This window comes from Lactobacillus johnsonii ATCC 33200 (assembly GCF_000159355.1).
In the GTDB taxonomy this organism is placed as follows: domain Bacteria; phylum Bacillota; class Bacilli; order Lactobacillales; family Lactobacillaceae; genus Lactobacillus; species Lactobacillus johnsonii.
In genome coordinates this window covers 730,483-751,784 of the sequence record NZ_GG670120.1, presented here as the reverse complement: position 1 = coordinate 751,784, position 21,302 = coordinate 730,483, and the positions used below count along the sequence as shown (strand labels likewise).

The window sequence follows — 21,302 nt, the reverse complement described above, 5'->3', positions numbered from 1 at the left end:
TTTTGAAAGATATTAATTATGGAAGAGATAAAGTTACTGGAAACAGTAGCTTTATTTTTCCTAAGGGAGAAAAATTAACTAGTAATGAATTATTAGGTTTTATTGCATATAACGAAACAGTTTTGAAACCTAGATATAGAGAGAATATGAAGTTATATCTAGGTAAACATAAGATATTAACCGCACCAGAAAAGGAAACTGGAGCAGATAATCGGATTGTCGTTAATTCAGCAAAATATGTCGTTGATGTGTACAATGGATACTTTTGTGGTATTGAGCCTAAACTAGCGTTGCTAAATGGTAGTTCAAAAATTGATGAAATTGCACGCTGGAATAGACAAGAGAACTTTTTTGATACCATCAATGAAATTAGTAAGCAGTGTGATATTTTCGGACGTTCTATTGCCAGTATTTATCAAGGCGAAGATTCAAGGCCGCACTTAATGTATTCAAGCCCTAATCATGCTTTTATTATTTATGATGATACAGTACAACGTCAGCCTTTAGCATTTGTACATTATCAGATTGATAATTCTAACAATTGGACAGATGCTTATGGAGTTATTCAGTATGCTGACAAGTTTTATAGATTTAAAGGTTATGACATTGAAGAAGATACTAATGCAGCGGGTTATGCGATTAATCCATATGGACTAGTTCCTGCAGTAGAATTCTTTGAAAATGAAGAACGTCAAGGAATTTTTGATTCTATTAAAACGCTGATTAATGCATTAGATAAAGTGATAAGTCAGAAGGCTAATCAAGTGGAATACTTTGATAATGCCTACATGTATATGATTGGCTTTAAGCTTCCAGAAGATGATGAAGGTAATCCTAAATTCGATTTTAAAAACAATCGTGTATTATATGTTAGCCAGCTTGATCCAGATACAAATCCACAAATAGGTTTTATCGCCAAACCAGATGCTGATCAAATGCAAGAAAATCTAATTCAGCATCTAACAGATTTTATTTTTATGATGGCTATGGTACCTAATATCCAGGATAAAAATTTTGCTGGAAATTCTAGTGGAGTTGCACTTCAATATAAATTATTTGCTATGAAGAATAAGGCAGATAGTAAAGAGCGTAAGTTTGATAAGTCATTAATGCAACTATATCGAATTGTACTTGCTACTTTATTTAATAATAAGCAAGATCAAGAACTATGGAGCGAATTAGATTTCAAATTTACTCGTAATCTTCCTGAAGATATGGCGAGTGCAATCGATAATGCTAAGAATGCTGAAGGAATTGTCTCTAAGAAGACACAACTAGGAATGATTCCTGATATTGAACCTGATGCAGAAATGAAACAAATTGCTAAAGAAAAAGCAGATGCCATTAAGCAGACACAGCAGTTGAGTATGCCAATTGATAGCCTAAAGCGTGATAATAATGCTGAAGAAGAGTAGTAAGTACTGGCTTGATCGTCAAGCAATGGAAAAAGAAGCAATTGAAAAATACATTGAACAGGATCAAGAAGCTATTGCTCAATTGAACAAGCATTATGACACGATGCTAAATAATATTAATCAGCAAATTGCAGCAGAAATATCTTCTTTGGCAGAAAGAAATAATGTTGGGTTAGAATTAGCTAAAAAACAAGTAACACAAATGGATGTTCAGGCTTATTCAAGTAAGGCTAAGAAATTAGTTGAACAAGCCGCTAAAATGCGGAAAGAAGGACATCATGTTACTTATAAAGATTATTCAGATGCAGTTAATCAGGAGTTGCGAGTCTATAACACTACTATGAGGGTTAACCGGTTAGAATATCTAAGGGCTAACATTGCATTGGAAGTTGCAAGAGCTAGTTTAAATGCTGCATCTATTACAGGAAACACCTTAGTAGATAGATATATCGCTGAAACAAAAAGACAATCAGGTATTCTGGGTATAAGCGGTAAAAACGATAGTATGCTTAACAATGCAGCTATTCAGGGTGTTGTTACTGCAGATGTAAATGGAGCTAATTGGTCAAGTAGATTATGGGCTAATCAAGTAGGATTAAGAGCTAGTCTTGAACAAGTTCTTGCCACTGGATTAGCTCATTTTGATATCAAGAGAATGCAATCTCTAATGACTAATACAGTCCACAATTGGAGATATGTTGCAGATAGACTTCTTAATACTGAAGTTTCCAGGGTGCTTTATATGGCTCAATGGGGAAGCATCAAAAAGGCAGGTTATAGGTTTGTAAAGTGGATAAATGAACCTAAAGCCTGCCTTTTATGTTCTGCAATTGGTAGAGCAGATAACGGATATGGTAGTGGCATATATGAATATGACAAAGTGCCTAGCATTCCAGCACAAACTCATCCTAATTGCAGATGTGCTATTTCTGCTTATTGGGTTGATGATAACCAAGTTGCTCAGAAGGAAAAGGGATTAGGTTCTTATCGTGTGGGTACGAACAAGGTAAATATGGATTATATTCATTCACAGGAATTTAAGACAAAGTTTGACAAGATATCTGATAATCCCAACTTGAATCAGCAACTTAGAAAACAAGCAATTGCAATTCTGACACATAGAAATGGTACTGATGGTGAAGATAGTTATATTTTTGATGAAGATGGTAATCGTGTAGCACAATCATTTGGAAAAGAGGGAAAACTCGAAGTAGGATACAGTAAGAAAGATTTAAAAAGAATACATCAAAATTATTCTCCTTATACACTTATTGGGATGCACAATCATCCAACGAATATTCCGCCATCTGGATCAGATTTTGCTGCAGCTAATAATAGAAATTATAATTATGGGATTGTTGTAACTCATGAAGGAAAAATTTATAAATATTCGTTGAAATCTAATCAAACCTTTTTGCCTAACTTGCTAGATATGACATTAGCCAAAATTGGTCAAATAAACTATAATTTAAGTGAAGATCAAATTTTTGACAAAGCTATGAATGAGTTGCAAGGGAGAGGATTTAAATGCGTCGAGATCAAATAAAAAAGTTTGTTGATAAAACAACCAGCAAGCCATATAGTGATGCAACTTCTGCCATGTTGGCATGGGGAAGGGATCCTTTCTTAAATAGTCTTTCCGAGGAGGAGTGGGACTATTTAATGAAGCTAATTGAAGAAAAAACTGAGTACTATCAAAATCATCCTGATGAAATGCCTGAAATAATAGCTGGGTAAATAATTTTACAGTTTAATAAAGTATTTTTAAGACTATTGATTAAGTTCAATGGTCTTTTATTTTGCCTTTTTCCTTGTGTGCAGGCTTTAAAGAACACCATGAGTTAGTTCCCCGAAACTTTAAAACGTGAGTTATAGAAAGGACATTTAATTATGCCAAAAGATGATGTGAAAGAAACGGTTTCTACTACTGAACCAGATAAAGCTGCAGCATCTAGTTCAGAAAGTAGAGATGATTTCAAAAAGATTGATGCTGATTCAATTGTTAAGCCTTATATTGATCGAATTACTAAAGAACAAGCACAAAAGAATGATTATAAGACTAAATACGAAGATGCTATGAAAGAAATCGAGCAATTAAGAAGTAAGGACAGCAAATCTGCTAAAGAAATCACTGAAGAGGATGAACGTACTAAGGAAATTGAGTCATTAAAAAAACAGAATGCTGATTTAAATGCTCAAATTAAACGTTCAAATGACATTAAAGAAGTTAATGGGATATTTAAGAAGGCAGATCTGAATATTGGTGACGATGTTCTTAATATGGTTGTTAACAATGATGCTACGGTAACTGTTTCTAACGCCAAGGCAATTATTGATTTAGTTAATAAAGCACGTGAGGAAGGTAGAAACTCAATTCTTCAAGGCCAAACTCCTAAAATTGGAGGAAATAAGCTTAAAACTCCGCAAGAAGACTTGAAACGTGCTCTAGGTTTATAGAAAGGAATTTAGAATATGCCAACAGATGCAGAAACTAGAGGTTTCAACTATGTAACAAAAGATGGAAATTTATTAGATCAAAAGATTACTGCAGGTTTATTTACTGCGGCTTTAGGAACGCCAGAGGTTGATTTGGTCAATGGAGGACGTTCTTTTACATTAAAGACTATTAGTACTAGTGGTTTAAAAGATCATACCCGTGGAAAAGGCTTTAATTCAGGTACAGTTTCAGATGAAAAGACTATTTATACGATGGGACAAGACCGAGATGTTGAATTCTATCTTGATCGACAAGATGTGGATGAAACAGATAATGAATTAGCAATGGCTAACATTTCTAATGTATTTATCACTGAACACGTTCAACCGGAATTAGATTCTTATCGTTTTTCAAAAATCGCTACTTCATTTGATAATCTTGATGGTAATGATACTGAAGGTGCTTTGTTAGCTAAGACTCATAAGACTGAGGAAACTTTAGATGCAACAAATGCTTACTCACAATTAAAAACAGGTATTGGAAAAGTACGTAAGTATGGCACTCAAAATTTAGTGGGGTATGTGTCTAGTGAAGTGATGGATGCATTAGAGCGCTCAAAAGAATTTACTCGAAATATCACTAATCAAAATGTGGGAACTACTGCACTTGAATCACGTATTACTTCTATGGATGGTGTGCAATTGATTGAAGTGTATGAATCTAACAGATTCATGACTAAGTACGATTTTACTGATGGTGCTAAGCCGACTGAAGATGCTAAGGCAATTAACTTCTTAGTAGTTGCAAAACCAGCAGTTATTTCAATCGTAAAAGAAAATGCGGTATTTTTATTTGCTCCAGGTCAACATACTGACGGCGATGGATATTTATATCAAAACCGTTTATACCATGATTTATTTATTAAGAAGCATAAACGTGATGGTATTTTTGTATCAGTAAAAAAAGCATAACCCCGCAAGGTAATAAGCAACCTACTCCAGGCGGGGAAGATAAGAAAGAAGATTAAAATGAATGATGTATTAGATGATCAGCTCAAAAAACTTAAAACAGCTCTTCAATTGACTGATACTAAACATGATGATCTTCTAAAGCTGTATCTTGAAGATGCTACTGACTTTTTAAAATTAAGGTTATCCATTACTGGCGTAATCCCAACCGAAATGCTGGCTATAGTTCGTGGAGCAGCTGTTAAGAAATTTAATCGTTTTAAAAATGAAGGTATGGCCAGCTACTCACAAGATGGAGAGTCTATAACTTTTGCTTCCTCTGATTTTGATGAGTGGGAAGATGAAATAAATCAGTGGCGTAAAGACCATACGGGCATGAATAAAGGAATGTGGGTGAATCCATATGAGATACGACAAAATGGTAGAGCTAATTGAAAAACATCAAACTAATAAAGTTAGTTCTTATCCAGCTAACATCACTCAGATGGGATTAGATCAAACCATTAATATTTTTGGTGATGCTAAGCAAAGACCTTATGTAGTTAGATTGCCTATTCCAGTGGACTTTCGAAATGGTTACATTAAATCTAATTCTTTACCTTGCAACTTAGAGGTAACTAGTGCACGAACAACGGATAGAATAACCACATTGATCGGAGTTGAGTATCATGGCAGATTATAGTATTTCATGGGATGGATTAGATGCTTTAGATGAAGCATTGGCTAATCAGCAAAATATGAATACTGTTAAAAAGGTTGTAAAGAAACATACAGCCAATTTAATGACTGCTACTCAACAAGCTGTTCCAGTTGATACGGGGCATTTAAAGCAATCTGCACAGATTCAAATTAGCAGAGATGGATTTACTGGTTCTGTTACTTATGGTGGTGGATTAGTAAATTATGCTGCTTATGTTGAATTTGGTACCCGATTTATGGATGCTAGAAAATATGTTGGTGTGCCATTTATGTCAGAACGGATGAAATTTATTGATGATTTAAGAGATTTAACAAGATGAATCCATATGAAGAATTGTTTGAAACTGTAATTGAATATTGCAAAAAGACAGGGTATCCCACTTTCGATTATTTACCAGACGAGAGCCAAGGATATCCTTTTATTATGGTCGGAGATCAAATTAATAATGATATCTATGCTAAGGATTTTGTCACTGGGACTAGTAATTTAACTGTTCATTTTTTTGCTGAATATAATTATCGCTCTGAAGTAGCTACGATTATGGAACAAATTCAGCGATTAATACCTAAATTCTTTACCACTGAACATTATTCATTTGCTTTAGCTGGTAGTTCATCAAATATTCTAGGTGAGACTGCAAATAATATTCAATTACAGCATGGACGATTAATTTTAGATTTTAATTTGAGATAGAAAGGAAAATGAAATGCAAAAAGCATTAAGTGGGACTCGTAAAGTCCTAATGTTTAAATTGGCCAAAGATAGAGATAAGAAAAATGCTACTCGTTTGGCATTAGAAACTACACATACTATTAAGGAAGCTGGGAAAGTGGCTACTACTGAAACTAAAGATGGTACAGTTAATAATCCTGGCGAAATTACTACAACTATTGATATTGAAGCCCTAGCTTCTGATTCTCCAACTTATCGTTTATTACATTATGCTGCAAAGCATAGTGAATTAGTAGATTGCTGGGAAATCAACTTTGATAAACCATCACCCGATAGTAAAGGTAAATATTTAGCTCAATATGGTTCTGGATATCTCTCAAGTTGGGAAACCCCTGATAAGGTGGGAGACAACGAAACAATTAAAACTACATTGAACGTTGATGGTAAGTTAGTCAGTGGTTATGCAACTGTTAGTGATGAAGATGTAGCTACAGCTAATAATTTCTTCCGTGATACTACGGCTGCAGCAAAAGAAGAAAAAGGATTAGATGAATACAGTCAAATCTATCCTGAAGATACAAATAGACCTGCGAGTAACAACTAATTCAACTGTGACAAACGTAATTAGCTCTAATACTAATAATGAAAGTGAGACGCATTAATGAAAAAGATCAATTTAAACGGTAAGACCTACAATTTGGAACTAACTTTAAACAACTTACGTGATTTTGGTTTTGTACCCAATAAAATTGGTGAAAATTCTGAAATTTTAAGTAATATTGTGGCTGGTCTAAATCTGGGAGATGCTTTTACTTTAATTGATGTTTTGACTAAGCTATTAAAACGCTACAACATCAAAGAAAAAGAAATCGAAAAAGCAGTTATTCGTGATAAGAATAGTGGAGATCTATATAAAGTATTAATCGATTTTTTCAAGACAGAACCACTTACCAAACGGATGATGAAGACTATCAATCCATTGATTACAGAAGCATTCGACAAGATCAAAAATCCAATGGAGAAACTAGCAAATCAAGAATAACTTTTGATGAAATCATCATTACAATGATGCAGTATTATCCTACTTTTACTCGTGAAGAAATAGGAAATATGACTCTGACTGAATGGAAACAAAGACTAAAGGCTCACCGCTATGCATATATTGAAGCGGAGAGTCTTTTTTATCAGATTCCATTTATTCAGCAACTAACAACTATTACTGATAAAGATGGATATTACAAATATAGATCATTAAAAGAAATTGGAATTGATTTAGAGCGGCAAAAATCGGCAATTAGTGGTAAGTCTCAAAAGAAGGTTAATAAATATCTTCAATTGCAACAAAGAGCAGAAAGAGCACGCCAATTAGCTAAGAAACAAATAGCAAAACGGAAAGGAGGTAACTGATGTCTGATAGTTATGGTGTTACTGCAACGTTTAGTGCTAGGGATAATATATCTAGTGCTATTGCTCAAATGAGATCACGTATCCGAGGAATGTCTGAAGATACAAACCAAGTTACGGCGAGTCTAGGTGAGATGGCCAAAGGTACAGCGGTATTCTCTTTAATTTCTAAGGGAATAGGAGAAATGACTAGCTCCTTAGATGGGGCGATTTCACGGTTTGATACCCTACAAAATTTTCCAAGAATTATGAAAATAATGGGGTCACCAATTAAAGAGAGTACCTCAGCAATTAACATGCTGAAAAAAGGTGTTGATGGCTTGCCGACGGCATTAGACACAGTTGCCTCTACTACTGAAAAACTTTATCCGGCTGTCGGAAATAACGTAAATAAAGCTGCTAAATCCACTTTAGCGTTGAATGATGCTTTTATTGCATCAGGGGCTAGTGCTGAAGACGCAAGTCGTGGTTTAATCCAATATACTCAAATGCTTTCTACTGGAAAAGTAGATATGATGTCCTGGCGTTCATTGGAAGAAACTATGCCTTATGCATTACAAACGGTTGCTAAATCATTTGGTATTGCATCTGGTTCAATGCAGGACTTATATCAAAAAGTTCAATCTGGTCAAATTTCAATGAAGCAATTGAATGATCGTTTTATTGAATTAGATCAGGGTGCGAAAGGATTTCATGAAGCAGCATTGAATGCTACTGCGGGTATTGGTACAGCAGTAGCCAATATGAAGAACCGTGTCAAGGCCGGATTAGCGGATATCATTGAAGATATTGATAATACGATAAAAAAGGCAACTGGTGTAGATCTTGCAGGTTGGATTAACAAGAGTTCTTCAAAAATTAAAGAAAATCTTGATGCATTAGGCAATCAAATTAAAGGATCAGTAGCCACAATTAGAAATATTTTTAATATTTTACGTGATGCTATTATGCAGATTTTTCCAGCATGGAAATCAGCAATTGAGAGTGTGGTTCAATCCTATGGCTTACTGTATGCGCAAAACGATAAAGCCACGGCTTTAAATACATTTCGAGCAATAGTTCAGCAGATAACACAGGCTCTAGTAGGATTAGCTAACTTTATTCAGCAAAATAGTACTAAAGTAGCCGCTTTAATTCCAATAGTATTACGTGCAACTACTGCATTTTTAGCATTTAAAACTGCAATAAATATTTCTAATACTATTGCTCAACCTTTCTTAGGTTTAGCTGGTGGAATCAGTACTGCTACAGCTCGTTTAACTCAATTCTTTGGGATTGGTACTCAATTTCAAACTTTTGGCGCTCGTATACTTGCGGTGTCTAATAATATCAAGACAATGGGGCCAGCTGGTGAAACGGCAAAGAATGCTATTAGCGAGGCAGTTGCAATTATTGATAAATTAGGAACTAAAAGTAATGCATCAACTACTGCAATAAATAAGGCAAGAAATGCTATTTCTTTATTGGGAAAGCAAGATCAGACAACTGCTAGGGAGCTTTCAAATCTTTTAACTAAGATTGAAGAAAGTAGTACTAGATCTACTGAATCTATTAGCGGAATAAATGCTTTAAGTAATTCATTAAATCCTTTGAGAAATCGTTTAAATCTTGTCAAAGAAGAATTCAATAAATTAGGTCCGAATGTCGAAAAATCGACCGCACAAGTTAGAAATATAGGACCTAGTTTTCTAAGTGCAGGAAGTTCAATGCAAATGGCTGCTAGAACCGTTGTCTCTAGGATAGTTTCCATTTTTAAAACAATGGGAACTAGAATTAAAGTTTCATTTTCTTCTCTAAGATCAATTGGGCCTATGTTGCTTTCCGTTTTTCAAAATCCTATTGCTGCAATTACTAGCGGATTAGGCAGAGTTTTGGGTGTTGCACGAACATTTGGCGCTTCGCTTACTGTAGCACTAGGCCCAGTTGGAATCGTACTTGCTGCAATAACTGCTGCAGTTGTGGCTTTTACTGTAATGTGGAAAAACAACTTTATGAATATTCGTGGAGTTGTTTCTAGTTTTGTTTCTGGTGTTAGTCAAAGCTTTTCTAGTATGCAAAGTACAGTTAGTCCGATAATCAATGCCTTAAAAGTAGTATTAGAAGCCCTGAAACCAGTTTTGCAAGGAATTGCAGTAATTATTGGTGGTGCTTTAATGGCTGCACTATCAGCAGTCATGTTGGTAGTCGCTGGTGCGATTGATACTATTAGAACTGTAATCACAGGTATCTCCACAATTGTTATTGCAATTAAAGCTTTAATTACCGCTATTGCAAAAGGTGGAGAGGCTATCGGAAAGTTCTTTAAAGGCGACTTTAAGGGCGCCGCTGAAAGTGCTAAAGGATCAGTAGGTGCTATTAAAGATGGAATTTCTGATATTGGTAAGCAATGGCAGAACTTAGCTAATAATAGTGCCACTGCTAAAACCGTTAATGCTTTAAAGCAAGTTGGTAAATCAACAGATGATGATGCAGAAAAAGCAAAAGATTTTCAAAAGGCGTGGTCTGAAGCCTCTAAATCTATGCAATATGATAATAAGGCCAATAAAGAAAGTTTTGAACAAGTTGGCGAGTCAATGAAATCTGCTTTTGGTTCAGATGATGGAATGAAAGGATATGTTTCAACCAGCGAAACTTTATTAAAATCATGGAGTTCTAAACAGCAAGAGATTCAAAAGAAATCCAGTGCCTTAATGGAGCAAGCAACAAAAGAAAGCGGAGAAAATCAGCGGAAGTTACGAGCTGCTGCTATTAATGAAATGCTAAGCGACCAATCTAAGGGCGCTGGTCAAATGCAGCAAATTATGAATGACAATAATAAAATGCTGCAATCTGGAGTTGCTTCTAATGGTCAGAAATTAACTGATGAGCAAAAGCAAGCTCTTAAAGATCAAAATGAGGCAGTTGCACAAGCTTTAATTGATCAATCCAATATGGAATTAAGAGCTTTTAGACTTAAAATTGATAATCATGAAAAATGGACTAAAGAAGATACTACTAGGCAAATTGCTGCAATAAAGCAACAAAATAATGCTTTATATTCAGAGCATGAAGCTAATGCTCAACGAGAAAAAGATCTAGAACAAAAGTTGGCCAATGCTAAAACTGAGACAGAAAAGAATGGCTATCAAATGCAATTAGATGCTTTAAAACAAAGCGATCAGAAGAAATTGCAAGAGATTGACAGTAACAACACTCAGATCATTGAGTCAATGGCTCGTTCTGGTCAACTAACTCATAAGACTTTTACACAAGCTTTAAACAAAATGAAAATTAGTACCACTCAAGGCTTAGAAGAAATGTTGAGTGAAATTAATCAACATTCAGCTACAATGTGGGAACGTATGCAGGTAATGGCTCAATACTTTGGAACAGCTGGTAAACAAGGAACACAAAACTTCTTAAATGCTGTAGCTTCTGGAGATTTAGAAAAAGCTGGTAACTTAATGAATAATCAAGTTATGAAGGATTTGGGTAAATTACCAGCAAAAATGTTTAAAGGTGGTAGTGATGGAAAGCGGAGCTTTTTGGATGCTATTAAGCGAGGAAACTATGAAGCTGCCGGAGAAAACATTAGTGATAAAGTTGATGAAGGCTTATCTAAGCGTAAAGGTGGCGGAAAAGGAAAAGGCGCTAATGATGAAGGAACCAAGAGAGCAAAAGAAATCTCTAATGGATTAAGTTCTCAAGCTCCTAATGTTCAAAAATCTGCTAAAAAAGTTTCTGATGCAGCCGATAAAGGGTTAAAGGCTAATACTGCTAAAGCTAAGTCGGAAGGTAAAAAAACTGCTACAGCATATTCGTCTGGTGTTAAATCGGGTAAAGGTTCCGTATCATCTGCATCTAAAGAATTGCCAAAAGCAGCAGCTAGTGGAGCGAAGTCATCAACTGGATCAATTAAGTCTGCAGGTAAATCAGTTTCAAATAGTTATGCGTCTGGAGTTAGAAGCGGTAAAGAATCCGCTCATTCAGCCGGCGCTTCATTAGGATCAAGTGCAGTTAGTGGTTTAAATAGTAAAAAATTTTCAGCTAAAAGTGCTGGAACTACATTAGGAAGTTCTATGCAAAGTGGTCTTAAGTCTAAATCTAGTGCCATGAGATCAACTGGAAAAGATTTAGGAAGTTCGGCAAATAGTGGTGCTAGAACTTATCACAGTGACATGTATTCAACTGGTAAATATTTGGCAGAAGGAATTGCAGAAGGTATTACTAGTGGCTCAGGAGCCATTAGACGAGCCGCTGAAAGTGCAGTTCAAAAAGCTGTTGCAGCAGCACGAAGAAAAGCAGATATTAATTCACCTTCTAGAGTAATGAAATTAGAAGTTGGTCAATGGCTTGCTAAAGGAATTGCTTCTGGTATTGATGAATATACAGAAGACGCTCAAAAGAGTGCGCAAGATTTGATTGGTCGAGTTCGGAGTACTTTATCTGGTGAAGCTGGTTTTATTCTAGATACTCGCAGTCAACTTAGTGTTAGTCCAAATAATCAGTTGCTTGGTTTAATTGCAAATATTAGTAGCAAGCTTGATAGAAAGCAACAAATAGTAATGGATACTGGTGCATTAGTTGGATCAACTGCTGATGTATATAATCAAAAATTTGGTAGTGATATTTCATTAAATGAAAGGTTTTCAAAATAATGCGTGAAGATAAAATTTTTTCACAGTTTAATAGGCAATATGAGAATGATGGCCTTTTTCATGACACAATCGAAACTTCGCCGGTTATGGTTCGTGCTCCTGATGAAGGTTTTACTTTCGCTAATTTTAATTCTTCCGACAAAGGCTGGTGGCTTACTAAGAGGGATGCACCAACGCCAAGAGAAAAAGAGATTACTTACTCAGTACCTTATTCGCAAGGTGAGGAAGACTTTTCTAATCTTGATAACCAACGATTTTTTGAAGCCCGTGAGATTACTTACGAGCTTCTTTTAGTCGACGAGGATTACTCATACCGAAAGGCTAAGGAAAAAGAAATCAAGCGCCTAATTATGCAAGCAGCAGGATATCGAGCGCTTGAAGATACTTTTAATTCTGGATTTTGTTTTTCTGCAAAGTCAGAAAGTGTTGAGTGTTCTGACGATGAAAGTAATGGGACTTTAACAGCAACTGTTAAGTTTAAAGCGTATCCTTATGCTATTGCTAGAAGTTACGAGGGGTCTGATATCTGGGACGAGATTAATTTCGATAACTGGGAAGACCAACAAACTACTTTTGAAGTTTACGGAAATTCGATTAAAGCGGATCTTGATAATTATGGTTCAAAGCCGGTTGAGTTAAAATTCGCTGTCAGTGGAAAAGTAAAAGTTACAGGTTCTAATATCAATCTTGATTTAGACCAAGTCGGAGCAACTAAAGCTAGCGTAATGCTACCAGTCGGAGTAACTAGTCTTACTGTTTCAGGTAGTGGCACAATTCACTTTCAATTCAAGCGAGAGGAGATGATCTAGGTGGGATATCGGATCGTGGCGTATGACAAGCCTGCAGATAAGAACGGCTATATTGTGTATGACCAGAGCCTTCCGACAAGGAACTTAATATCTGGAAGTTTAAATCTTAAATTAACAGATATTGATGATCTTGATATCACAGTTAATCAGAACAATCCTCTCTATGACAATGTAGAGCCATTAATTACTCACATTGAAGTTTATGAAGATGATTCCCTTATTTTTCGTGGACGTGCAATTAAACCAATTAAAGAGATGGCTTCTAATGGTGGGTTCACTCGTGAGTATATTTTTGAAGCAATTGACGCTTATCTGTTAGACAGCATACAGCGCTTTGATAATGACTCTGGGTCAAGTGCTAAGCAGTACTTACAGAAACTAATTAAGGTGCATAATGAGCAGTTGAATGATACTTATAAGCACTTTACACTTGGTAACTGTGATTATTCAGACAGTGAAGGTATTGTTCAACGTCAGATTGATTATCCGACTACTAAAGAAGCTATTACTGCACAGTTGATTAATAAAACTGGTGGTTATATCAGAGTTAGATATGACCATAATAAGCAGACAAATTATATTGACTACACAAAAACAATAGGAGTATCGCATAAGGCTGATACTCCTATTTCTGTAGGTAAGAATATGCTATCTGCTAAGCAGACCATTGACCCTACTGGGATAATCACTCGATTAATCCCGCTTGGTAAGGTTCAACCATCGCCTAAGATTAATTTAGGAAACGATGATACAGTCGATGAACATGGTGTTCCTATTTCAGGCACAACTCATGCTGTTAATGGCGATTGGGGTCCTGCTATTAGATATGCTGCTAAGCTTATGGGCGTAAACATAACTGATGAGTACGTTGAAAAGATTAAGCGCATGATCCAAGGCGAAAGTGGTGGATCTGAAACTGTTGTTAATAACTGGGACAGTAATGCAGCTGCAGGTCATCCAAGTACTGGTTTATTACAGTTTATACAGGGTACTTTTGATAAATATTGTGTTAAGCCGTTTACCAATTTACGGGGCGGATTCGATCAACTTATATGTCTATTTAATATGGACGACTGGCAATCAGAAGTTGATAAGTGGCAGATCTATCATTCGTGGTCACCTAACGGTAATCCACGCCTTAAAGAAGTAAGTACTACCACAGTTCATAAAACATCACATAATACATGGGGTTGGCCGTTTCCTAGCGTTGGCGAAGGTCACTTCATGGACGCACAACTTTTTGGCGTTCATGCAGGTAATGGCAGAACTAATAATTTTCATGATGGTTTAGATTTTGGCTCAATTGACCACCCTGGTAGCGAAGTCCACGCAATTCACGGTGGAACAGTAACTAGAATTAGCAGTGATGGTTACATTGGTTGGTACGTTGTTACGCATTCAAGAGATGGCTATGACATCGTGTATCAAGAAGCTTTTTCAAACCGTGGCAATATCAAGGTTAATCAAGGTCAAACGATTAAGACTGGTGATGTTATCGGTATTCGTGATACTAGTCACGTTCATATCGGTGTTACTAAAAAATCTTGGTATGAAGGATATACCAAAGGTCATTCATTTGATCCTAACTGGGCGTGGCTTGATCCTTTGAAACTAATCAAAGAAGGCGGTCAGAAAGGCGATAAAGATAGCACTAGCACTACTTACGAAGATGAAAGTCCACAACCTAGATATAACATCTCTAGCGTCAATGGCGGTAAGGATTATATCGAAGATGCTGACTTAATTAAGCAGTTTGGTGTAATTGAAGGAACGAAGATTTTTGATGACTTGCAAGATCCAGCACAGATTAAGCAGATGGGCGAGAAGTGGCTTGCTAATGAGAAACAGCACGTCACAAAGAACTCTTTTGAAGTTTCAGCATTAGAGCTACCAGAATTTGATCGTTTTAAGGTTGGCGATTTTTATCAATTTATTAACCCACAGGTATCCAAAACAGCTCAATTACTTCAAGTAGTCGAAAAAGATATTGATTTCGCTCACGAGAGAAATAGTAGCTTAAAGATCGCTGATGTTGCTAAGAGTTTGACTGATTATCAAATTGAAGATAGTAAGAAGATTGACGCTCGATTTAGATCAATTCAGAATACACTAGCGCAACAGTCACTGACTATTGCTAATTTATCTTCTGGTGCAATGAGTGCCGAGAGTAATAACAGTCAGGTTAATCAAAGCATTAACCAAGTATCTGATCAGAGTACTTTCAACGCTAGATATATCAAGGATCAGTTAGACAAGCACTTGAAAGACTATGCTGAAATTAAAAAAATCATTGATGATTTACCAAATAAATATGCGACAGCGGAGCAACTAAAAGCGTTAAGCGAAAAAGTTGATAAGTTAGAACAGAAAGGGGAAAACGATGTCTAATTATTTTGACAACAGCCATATAGACGGCAAGCAATTAACTCCACAACAAATTGCGGACGCTATTCGCCATAAAAAGTTTGGCGTTGATGTCCGAGAAGCTATGGCACAAGGCTTAGAGTACTGCATGACACAAGCCCAAAAGGTGGATAAGCTTGAGCAGGATTTAAGTAATCTGGATAAGCGAGTAACAGCATTAGAAGTTTTGCCTAATGAAGTGGCAGAAGTTAAACGAGATATTGGAACGATTAATACGCAAGTAGCAAAGCTCAATCTTGCCGTCTTCGGCGATGGAGCTACTGAAATATCAATTGATAGTCAAAACGATATCAATAATACAAAGAAAGCAAAGGGGATAAGTATAGATTATGACAATGACAAGCGTTAATCATGGAGAGCCATACTTCTTAAAAGCCGATATTTCTAAGGCTGGTCAATCAAGTGCATCAATTAATGACTATATTAAGATGCGTGTGGCTGATAATGGTAAGATTCTGCCGGTACAGTGGTATGACCAAGGTCGTGTGATGAACGTAAATGGCATGATTCCTTTTATGGAGGGGGCAGTAGGTCAGTGGCATACTGACGACGATAACAATATCGTAATGGCTCCTGATGCCGATTATCGTGATTGGCAAGGTAGTACCGCTAATACACGAGATGGTGGCTGGGCTGATTACATTCTGACTGATCAAATGTTTACCCAAAAGGGCATTTTCTATGGCAAGATTGGCTTGATGGACGGTAACGGTCGCAGATTAACTTCAATTGACATTTGGTTTAGAGTACTTGGCGATGATGTCATGTTTGGGCTAACCCAGAAGTACTATAGTGATAGAGTTGAGAAACTAATCCGTCAAATTCAAGATGAGGCAGATGCAAACTTTAAACTTTTACAGCAAAAATATGATCAAGAAGTATCTGAACACTCTAATGCTTTAACGAGTAGCACCGCAGAATTAAACAAATTAGCGGTAACTGCTGGATCAATTAGATCCGAAATTACTGCTAAAAATTTCGTTGAATATGCCGACTTTGTTAAAAGCAATGATTCCATACGGAACGCAATTGATGATCGCTTACAACATATTTCATTAGTTCCGGAAACATTTGCCTCTTTAGATGATTTAAAAGCTAAATATCCCGACGGAAAAGACGGATTATTTCGGGTTGATCAAGAAGGATATATTTGGCGCAATGGAAATTGGACTAGTATAGGTGCATTATCTACAACAACCGTTTCAGATGCGGATTATACCCAGCGTATTGGATCATTTATGTTCTTTAGCGCACCTGATGACCGAGTTGAAATTACGGAGAAACATAATGCCGAAACAAATGAATATACTGGAACTATTAGCATCCCATCAGGAGTGTTAATTTACGTAAATGATGACGGTAAATTTAAAAAAATAAGTACTTTAAAGTTAGATTATTCATATAATCAACAAGACGTTGATGCAAATGGAATGTTGACCTTATATTTTGATAATAATTCAAAATTATATATGTCTTATAAGCCTGAACGGAGAAACGACGTTAAGCTCTTTAGTATTTATCAAAGTAAAATCTACGGTGGCATTAATATTAATCACATCTACATTAACGGAATAGCGGCAGGTGGCTGGAGTCAAAAAAATAAAATTGCTAAAGCAATTCCATATACCGGAGACGAAAAGATCTACATAACTGTGTCTGACTTTAATTACAGTGTCGATATTCCCAAAACTGTTAACTTTATTGATGATGGCGGGCAGCATTGGCCTTATCTTAATGGGACGCAACATCTTGAATATCAAGGTAATGGAACAACTGTTATAAGTCTATTCCTAAATAAAGATTCTTCTAGCTTTTATTTAGATACTAAAGCCCATCAGTCTGATGATTTTTTTGTTGCGTCTTTGTACAACGCACATGCTTATGGCTCAAGTTCCGATGATATTGTCGTAAATGGAATTGATAATGGTGGCTTTGGCTCCAATAGCGTCAATGGGTATTCCATGCTTTTGCCGATGTATGAAGACGATAATCATATTAGCGTAGAATTCGATCAATCTAATTGGAAGTATAACATTAGCTATCCTGAGATTAACGTTATCGAAACTAATAGTGGAAAACACTATGTGAGCAAAGCAGGAACAGCTACAGGACAAGGTGATGGTTCTACTACATTAAATGTCTATTTTGATGTCGAAACTCAGAATCTGTATATTGATACATTAGGGCATCGTAGTACCGATGTGATGATTGCTACTTTATACGGTGCTTATGCTTACGGCCAAGATGTTCGTGCATTTGTTGTAAACGGAATTGATAATGGTGGATTCGGTCAAGTATACAAGCCTTATACACTAACTGATTGGCGCATTGATGCTTATGCAGGTCAGGAAGTTAATATCGTATGGCTAGGTGATTCAACTTTTGAAGGTTTCAAAGTAAAAGATGTAAATAATGTTGCTGCTAATTACATCAACCAGTTACTAATCAACGATTTTCCTAAAGTACGTTCATATAATTGTTCAAAAGGAGGCTGGACTACACGCCAATTAGCAGATAATTTTGATAATCTGACCAAAGATGTGCCTAATATGAAATTGATACTTATTGGTGGTGGAATCAATGATAGAGAAAATATTGCTGATTCTAGGAAAGCTTTAGATGAAATTGTAAAGAAAGTGCAAAGAAAACAAATTGTTCCCATAATTTGCACGACGCAAGCCTCTGCATTACTTTATGCGAATCAATCAGAAGGAGGAGACTGGACTCTTGAACAAGATTGGTATGCAAAAATAAATGAAATGCGTCGAATTTATGCAAAAGAACATAATGTTATGCTCATTGACTTGGAAAAATACGACACTAAATTCATTGAATATGGTCCAAATAAGTTAAGTGAAATGTTTGACGATCAAATGCACGGTCATGATCCTATTCATAAGTTCGAAGCTCAATTAGTCATGTCTTGTCTTGCTAAAGACCATGTAGATATCATTGAAGAAGATACTCCTGTTACTGTAACAACCATGAAAGCACGGTCCGACTCTACATATAACTTAACCAGTCAAGAGCTAGATGATTCTGCTTTAAATTCTAAGGGATTTAAAGCACGTATGAGTCGCCAGAATGTTAGCCAAGATTTAACCATTCTTGACTATCAATTCTTCATTCCTGCAGGATATAAGAAGTACTATTTAAATGGTTATAATCTTGGTGATCCTGTATCGGTTGGTGTCAACGGAGAAAAATCAACTTTATCAACTACTGAGCAAATTAAAGAATTGGAGCCAGGATACTATCATATTCTAGTTAAGCCAACAACTGATAAGTTTGATTTTGTAGGGCTAAGAATTGAAGGTGGAACGGTTAATGAAGCACAAGCTAACTAAGCTCATACATTCTGAACGTAACACGAAAAAATATTATCAAAAAATTAGATCAGATCCACTTAAGCTGGTCTTAACCATCATACAAGGTCTAATCTCACTATGGATTATCGGGATAGGGGCGTTCTTATACAGTGACCAGCATTACTTTTTTTGGCCACCCGACTGGTCAAACATCGAAAATGACATCAGAATTGACACTTTTATAGTACTAGTCGGACTAGTACTTTTTTTATGCACAATTTTCGGAGTAAGAAATCGTAAAGTTATAGCAACTCTTTTAGTTTGCTGTGGTGCAATTAGTCTTTCTATGGCTACCTTGTCGCTACTCCATGTCATCATGTCTAGTTATTGGGTTATGGGACTTAACGTGATCGGAGAATTGATTCTTTTCAGTTTGGTTCTATTAGTAGCTCATTACTTATAGGAGGTGGGACGTTTGCAAGATCTAAGCAATCTGATCTTAGCAATTGCATACTTGATCGGTGCAATTACTACTTTGTATCAGGTCAAAGCAAAGGCCAAACACGACGCTCCACCAGATGATAGTGTTGATAATCTAAAAAAAGAAATCAAAACTTTACAAGATGAATTAAAGGAGAAAAAACATGATTAAAAAGCTAGAAAAAGAACTAAAAAAGCTAAACGCAAAGCGTGATAAGTTGTCAAAATTCTTATCCAAACAAAATAAGGAAACTTTATCAGCTAACCAACTTCAACTCTTAAAAGAACAAAAACAAGCAATGGATAAGTATGCCAAGGCTTTGAAGTTACGTATTAAGGATTTAAAGGAGGCTAAATAATGAACGTTAATCAATTACTAGATTTAGCTATCGTAGTTACATCAGTTGCAGCAGTCGTTGTTGCTTCTGTGTATGCTAAACATAAAATTGTAATCGACAAGAAAGCAGCACAAGGCGACCTTTTGGCAAAGTCTGAAAAAATCATTGCCCAGTCTGTAAGTCCCCTTGTCTACCAAGCAGAAAAGAGGGGAGGGGACGGCGAAGATAAATTGACCTTTGTCGTTCAAGGCTTATTCTTGCTCTTAGATATGGCACACTTACCACACCCAACAATGAGTTTCGTGAAAGGTATGGTCGAGAAGTCCGTTACTGCTATGAGACAAGCTCAATCAATTGCGGATACAGTAGATAGGCCTAAGACGACCATTGTTGGCGAGTTAAAGGAAGTTAATAAGTAGGAGGACAAAAGAGTGCTTAAAATGGTCGATGTATATAGTGGTAGTCCAAGAAGCTTTGCAACCCAAAGTGGTACTGATATCACTATGGTAAAAGCTACTCAAGGAACTTACTATGTAAATCCATATTGTGATACAGATTATCAAGCTGCAAAGAAAGCTGGTAAGATGCTTGGTGTATATCACTATGCTGGTGGTGGCGATCCGGCTGTTGAAGCTAATTATTTCTATAAAAATACCAAGAATTACATTGGCGAAGCAGTTCCTGCTTTAGATTGGGAAGACTACCAAAATCCTAAGTATGGCAATGACTCAAACTGGTGTCGTAAATTCGTTGATAAGTATCACGAATTATCTGGCGTTTGGCCACTCATCTATACTGGTCAAGCTGCACTTCCTGAAGTAGGTAACTGCGCTAAAGATTGCGGTCTATGGTTAGCTTGGTATGCTACCATGAATTGGAGTTCTTGGACTTTACCAAATGCTAGTTTCAATGTCAGCCCATGGCCAACTTATACTGTTTGGCAATTTACGGGTGGCGACATGGACAGAAATGTGGTTAATACTACAAAAGAAGGTTGGTTGAAACTTGCTAAGCCTAATGTTGATGTTAAGGTAACTGCTAAACCAGTTATTACTGAAACTAAGCCACGTCCGGAAGTTAAGAAGTGGGTCGATGATTTAGGCGATGTTTGGTACTCTGAAAAGGGCACGTTCGTGACTGGAGGAGCAATTAATCTTAGATATGGAGCTAAAACAAGCTCTAAGATCATTGCTCAACTTCCAGCAGGTACAGAAGTTAAGTATGACGCATATAGCCGTCACGGTGGCTATGTTTGGATTAGACAGCCCCGCTCAAACGGTTATGGTTACCTAGTATGTCGTGCAGGCAATGAGGCATGGGGTACTTTCAAATAGAAAACTTAATATAGCTCAAAAGCCACTCTGGAGATTTCTCTGGAGTGGCTTTTTTGCATACAATAAATTTCCTATTATTTTAACTATGTTTTCTTATTACAAATTTACTTGCAAAATGTTATAATTTATTTGCAACTAAGTAAGGAAGTTTGAATTCAATGCACTCAAAAAGCACTACCTGATCGTCACAAAAGGTAATGCTTTTTTAATTGCTTAGTGCAACCTTCTAAGCGTTGAGGGTGGACTACAGGAGAACGTCTTATTTTTTGGCTAAGAATGGCTAAAAAGAATTACTGAATTATAAAGTTATAAAACAATGAATACTAACAAATCAATGTTTCAAGTGCTTTATGTAAACATAAATAATCAAACACTG

The 21,302-nt window shown here is 36.3% G+C and carries 21 protein-coding genes; all 21 read left to right on the top strand.

Going from position 1 to position 21,302, the window contains the following annotated elements:
- Positions 1-2 precede the first annotated feature (2 nt).
- Positions 3-1,415 carry a phage portal protein gene (locus HMPREF0528_RS03575; RefSeq protein WP_004895194.1) on the top strand — a complete coding sequence of 471 codons (1,413 nt, stop codon included), beginning with the start codon at positions 3-5 and terminating at the stop codon, positions 1,413-1,415.
- A complete protein-coding gene (locus HMPREF0528_RS09455; RefSeq protein ID WP_004895193.1) occupies positions 1,399-2,961 on the top strand; it encodes a structural protein in 1,563 nt (520 codons plus the stop codon). Before HMPREF0528_RS03575 ends, HMPREF0528_RS09455 begins: the two co-directional genes overlap by 17 nt.
- Entirely contained in the window at positions 2,943-3,152 is a 210-nt protein-coding gene (locus tag HMPREF0528_RS03565) for a hypothetical protein (protein ID WP_004895192.1), read from the top strand. Before HMPREF0528_RS09455 ends, HMPREF0528_RS03565 begins: the two co-directional genes overlap by 19 nt.
- Positions 3,153-3,305: 153 nt before the next feature.
- Positions 3,306-3,872 (top strand): DUF4355 domain-containing protein, encoded by a 567-nt coding sequence (locus HMPREF0528_RS03560; protein WP_004895191.1) that lies wholly within the window; start codon positions 3,306-3,308, stop codon positions 3,870-3,872.
- 15 nt (positions 3,873-3,887) lie between these two features.
- Positions 3,888-4,823 (top strand): hypothetical protein, encoded by a 936-nt coding sequence (locus HMPREF0528_RS03555; protein WP_004895190.1) that lies wholly within the window; start codon positions 3,888-3,890, stop codon positions 4,821-4,823.
- Between the two features lie 57 nt (positions 4,824-4,880).
- Entirely contained in the window at positions 4,881-5,255 is a 375-nt protein-coding gene (locus HMPREF0528_RS03550; RefSeq protein ID WP_004895189.1) for a phage head-tail connector protein, read from the top strand.
- On the top strand, positions 5,239-5,502 hold the full coding sequence (locus HMPREF0528_RS03545; RefSeq protein WP_004895187.1) for a hypothetical protein: 264 nt from the start codon (positions 5,239-5,241) through the stop codon (positions 5,500-5,502). The genes HMPREF0528_RS03550 and HMPREF0528_RS03545 overlap by 17 nt, the downstream gene beginning before the upstream one ends.
- Positions 5,489-5,839, top strand: coding sequence for an HK97-gp10 family putative phage morphogenesis protein (locus tag HMPREF0528_RS03540; protein ID WP_004895186.1), 351 nt, complete (start codon positions 5,489-5,491; stop codon positions 5,837-5,839). The genes HMPREF0528_RS03545 and HMPREF0528_RS03540 overlap by 14 nt, the downstream gene beginning before the upstream one ends.
- Complete coding sequence (locus HMPREF0528_RS03535) at positions 5,836-6,213, top strand: hypothetical protein (protein WP_004895184.1); 378 nt, start codon at positions 5,836-5,838, stop codon at positions 6,211-6,213. Before HMPREF0528_RS03540 ends, HMPREF0528_RS03535 begins: the two co-directional genes overlap by 4 nt.
- A gap of 13 nt (positions 6,214-6,226) precedes the next feature.
- Positions 6,227-6,796 carry a phage major tail protein, TP901-1 family gene (locus tag HMPREF0528_RS03530; protein WP_004895183.1) on the top strand — a complete coding sequence of 190 codons (570 nt, stop codon included), beginning with the start codon at positions 6,227-6,229 and terminating at the stop codon, positions 6,794-6,796.
- 57 nt (positions 6,797-6,853) lie between these two features.
- A complete protein-coding gene (locus tag HMPREF0528_RS03525) occupies positions 6,854-7,234 on the top strand; it encodes a tail assembly chaperone (RefSeq protein WP_004895182.1) in 381 nt (126 codons plus the stop codon).
- Positions 7,235-7,257: 23 nt separating this feature from the next.
- Positions 7,258-7,599, top strand: coding sequence for a hypothetical protein (locus HMPREF0528_RS03520; RefSeq protein ID WP_004895181.1), 342 nt, complete (start codon positions 7,258-7,260; stop codon positions 7,597-7,599).
- A complete protein-coding gene (locus tag HMPREF0528_RS03515) occupies positions 7,599-12,233 on the top strand; it encodes a tape measure protein (RefSeq protein WP_034525125.1) in 4,635 nt (1,544 codons plus the stop codon). Before HMPREF0528_RS03520 ends, HMPREF0528_RS03515 begins: the two co-directional genes overlap by 1 nt.
- Positions 12,233-13,042: a hypothetical protein gene (locus tag HMPREF0528_RS03510; protein WP_034525124.1), complete on the top strand. Its 810-nt coding sequence runs from the start codon at positions 12,233-12,235 to the stop codon at positions 13,040-13,042. The genes HMPREF0528_RS03515 and HMPREF0528_RS03510 overlap by 1 nt, the downstream gene beginning before the upstream one ends.
- A gap of 15 nt (positions 13,043-13,057) precedes the next feature.
- Positions 13,058-15,430, top strand: coding sequence for a phage tail protein (locus tag HMPREF0528_RS03505; protein WP_234600838.1), 2,373 nt, complete (start codon positions 13,058-13,060; stop codon positions 15,428-15,430).
- The gene (locus tag HMPREF0528_RS03500; protein ID WP_004895174.1) at positions 15,423-15,815 is read left to right on the top strand and encodes a hypothetical protein; all 393 of its coding nucleotides are present in this window, start codon (positions 15,423-15,425) and stop codon (positions 15,813-15,815) included. Before HMPREF0528_RS03505 ends, HMPREF0528_RS03500 begins: the two co-directional genes overlap by 8 nt.
- A complete protein-coding gene (locus HMPREF0528_RS08865; RefSeq protein ID WP_004895172.1) occupies positions 15,796-18,813 on the top strand; it encodes an SGNH/GDSL hydrolase family protein in 3,018 nt (1,005 codons plus the stop codon). Before HMPREF0528_RS03500 ends, HMPREF0528_RS08865 begins: the two co-directional genes overlap by 20 nt.
- 427 nt (positions 18,814-19,240) lie before the next feature.
- Positions 19,241-19,426, top strand: a complete 186-nt coding sequence (locus tag HMPREF0528_RS03485) for a hypothetical protein (protein WP_004895170.1) — start codon at positions 19,241-19,243, stop codon at positions 19,424-19,426.
- Positions 19,419-19,613, top strand: a complete 195-nt coding sequence (locus HMPREF0528_RS03480; protein WP_004895169.1) for a crAss001_48 related protein — start codon at positions 19,419-19,421, stop codon at positions 19,611-19,613. Before HMPREF0528_RS03485 ends, HMPREF0528_RS03480 begins: the two co-directional genes overlap by 8 nt.
- Positions 19,613-20,011, top strand: coding sequence for a phage holin (locus HMPREF0528_RS03475; RefSeq protein ID WP_004895167.1), 399 nt, complete (start codon positions 19,613-19,615; stop codon positions 20,009-20,011). The genes HMPREF0528_RS03480 and HMPREF0528_RS03475 overlap by 1 nt, the downstream gene beginning before the upstream one ends.
- Positions 20,012-20,023: 12 nt before the next feature.
- Positions 20,024-20,926, top strand: coding sequence for a GH25 family lysozyme (locus tag HMPREF0528_RS03470; RefSeq protein ID WP_004895165.1), 903 nt, complete (start codon positions 20,024-20,026; stop codon positions 20,924-20,926).
- The last annotated feature ends 376 nt before the right edge of the window (positions 20,927-21,302 follow it).

What these genes read in the sequence shown, in the direction of transcription:
- HMPREF0528_RS03475 (WP_004895167.1), top strand. Translation starts at nt 19,613, where the DNA reads ATGAACGTTAATCAATTACTAGATTTAGCTATCGTAGTTACATCAGTT.
- HMPREF0528_RS09455 (WP_004895193.1), top strand. Translation starts at nt 1,399, where the DNA reads ATGCTGAAGAAGAGTAGTAAGTACTGGCTTGATCGTCAAGCAATGGAA.
- HMPREF0528_RS03520 (WP_004895181.1), top strand. Translation starts at nt 7,258, where the DNA reads ATGATGCAGTATTATCCTACTTTTACTCGTGAAGAAATAGGAAATATG.
- HMPREF0528_RS03550 (WP_004895189.1), top strand. Translation starts at nt 4,881, where the DNA reads ATGAATGATGTATTAGATGATCAGCTCAAAAAACTTAAAACAGCTCTT.
- HMPREF0528_RS03510 (WP_034525124.1), top strand. Translation starts at nt 12,233, where the DNA reads ATGCGTGAAGATAAAATTTTTTCACAGTTTAATAGGCAATATGAGAAT.
- HMPREF0528_RS03545 (WP_004895187.1), top strand. Translation starts at nt 5,239, where the DNA reads ATGGTAGAGCTAATTGAAAAACATCAAACTAATAAAGTTAGTTCTTAT.
- HMPREF0528_RS03535 (WP_004895184.1), top strand. Translation starts at nt 5,836, where the DNA reads ATGAATCCATATGAAGAATTGTTTGAAACTGTAATTGAATATTGCAAA.
- HMPREF0528_RS03565 (WP_004895192.1), top strand. Translation starts at nt 2,943, where the DNA reads ATGCGTCGAGATCAAATAAAAAAGTTTGTTGATAAAACAACCAGCAAG.
- HMPREF0528_RS03525 (WP_004895182.1), top strand. Translation starts at nt 6,854, where the DNA reads ATGAAAAAGATCAATTTAAACGGTAAGACCTACAATTTGGAACTAACT.
- HMPREF0528_RS03540 (WP_004895186.1), top strand. Translation starts at nt 5,489, where the DNA reads ATGGCAGATTATAGTATTTCATGGGATGGATTAGATGCTTTAGATGAA.
- HMPREF0528_RS03500 (WP_004895174.1), top strand. Translation starts at nt 15,423, where the DNA reads ATGTCTAATTATTTTGACAACAGCCATATAGACGGCAAGCAATTAACT.
- HMPREF0528_RS03560 (WP_004895191.1), top strand. Translation starts at nt 3,306, where the DNA reads ATGCCAAAAGATGATGTGAAAGAAACGGTTTCTACTACTGAACCAGAT.
- HMPREF0528_RS03530 (WP_004895183.1), top strand. Translation starts at nt 6,227, where the DNA reads ATGCAAAAAGCATTAAGTGGGACTCGTAAAGTCCTAATGTTTAAATTG.
- HMPREF0528_RS08865 (WP_004895172.1), top strand. Translation starts at nt 15,796, where the DNA reads ATGACAATGACAAGCGTTAATCATGGAGAGCCATACTTCTTAAAAGCC.
- HMPREF0528_RS03555 (WP_004895190.1), top strand. Translation starts at nt 3,888, where the DNA reads ATGCCAACAGATGCAGAAACTAGAGGTTTCAACTATGTAACAAAAGAT.
- HMPREF0528_RS03515 (WP_034525125.1), top strand. Translation starts at nt 7,599, where the DNA reads ATGTCTGATAGTTATGGTGTTACTGCAACGTTTAGTGCTAGGGATAAT.
- HMPREF0528_RS03480 (WP_004895169.1), top strand. Translation starts at nt 19,419, where the DNA reads ATGATTAAAAAGCTAGAAAAAGAACTAAAAAAGCTAAACGCAAAGCGT.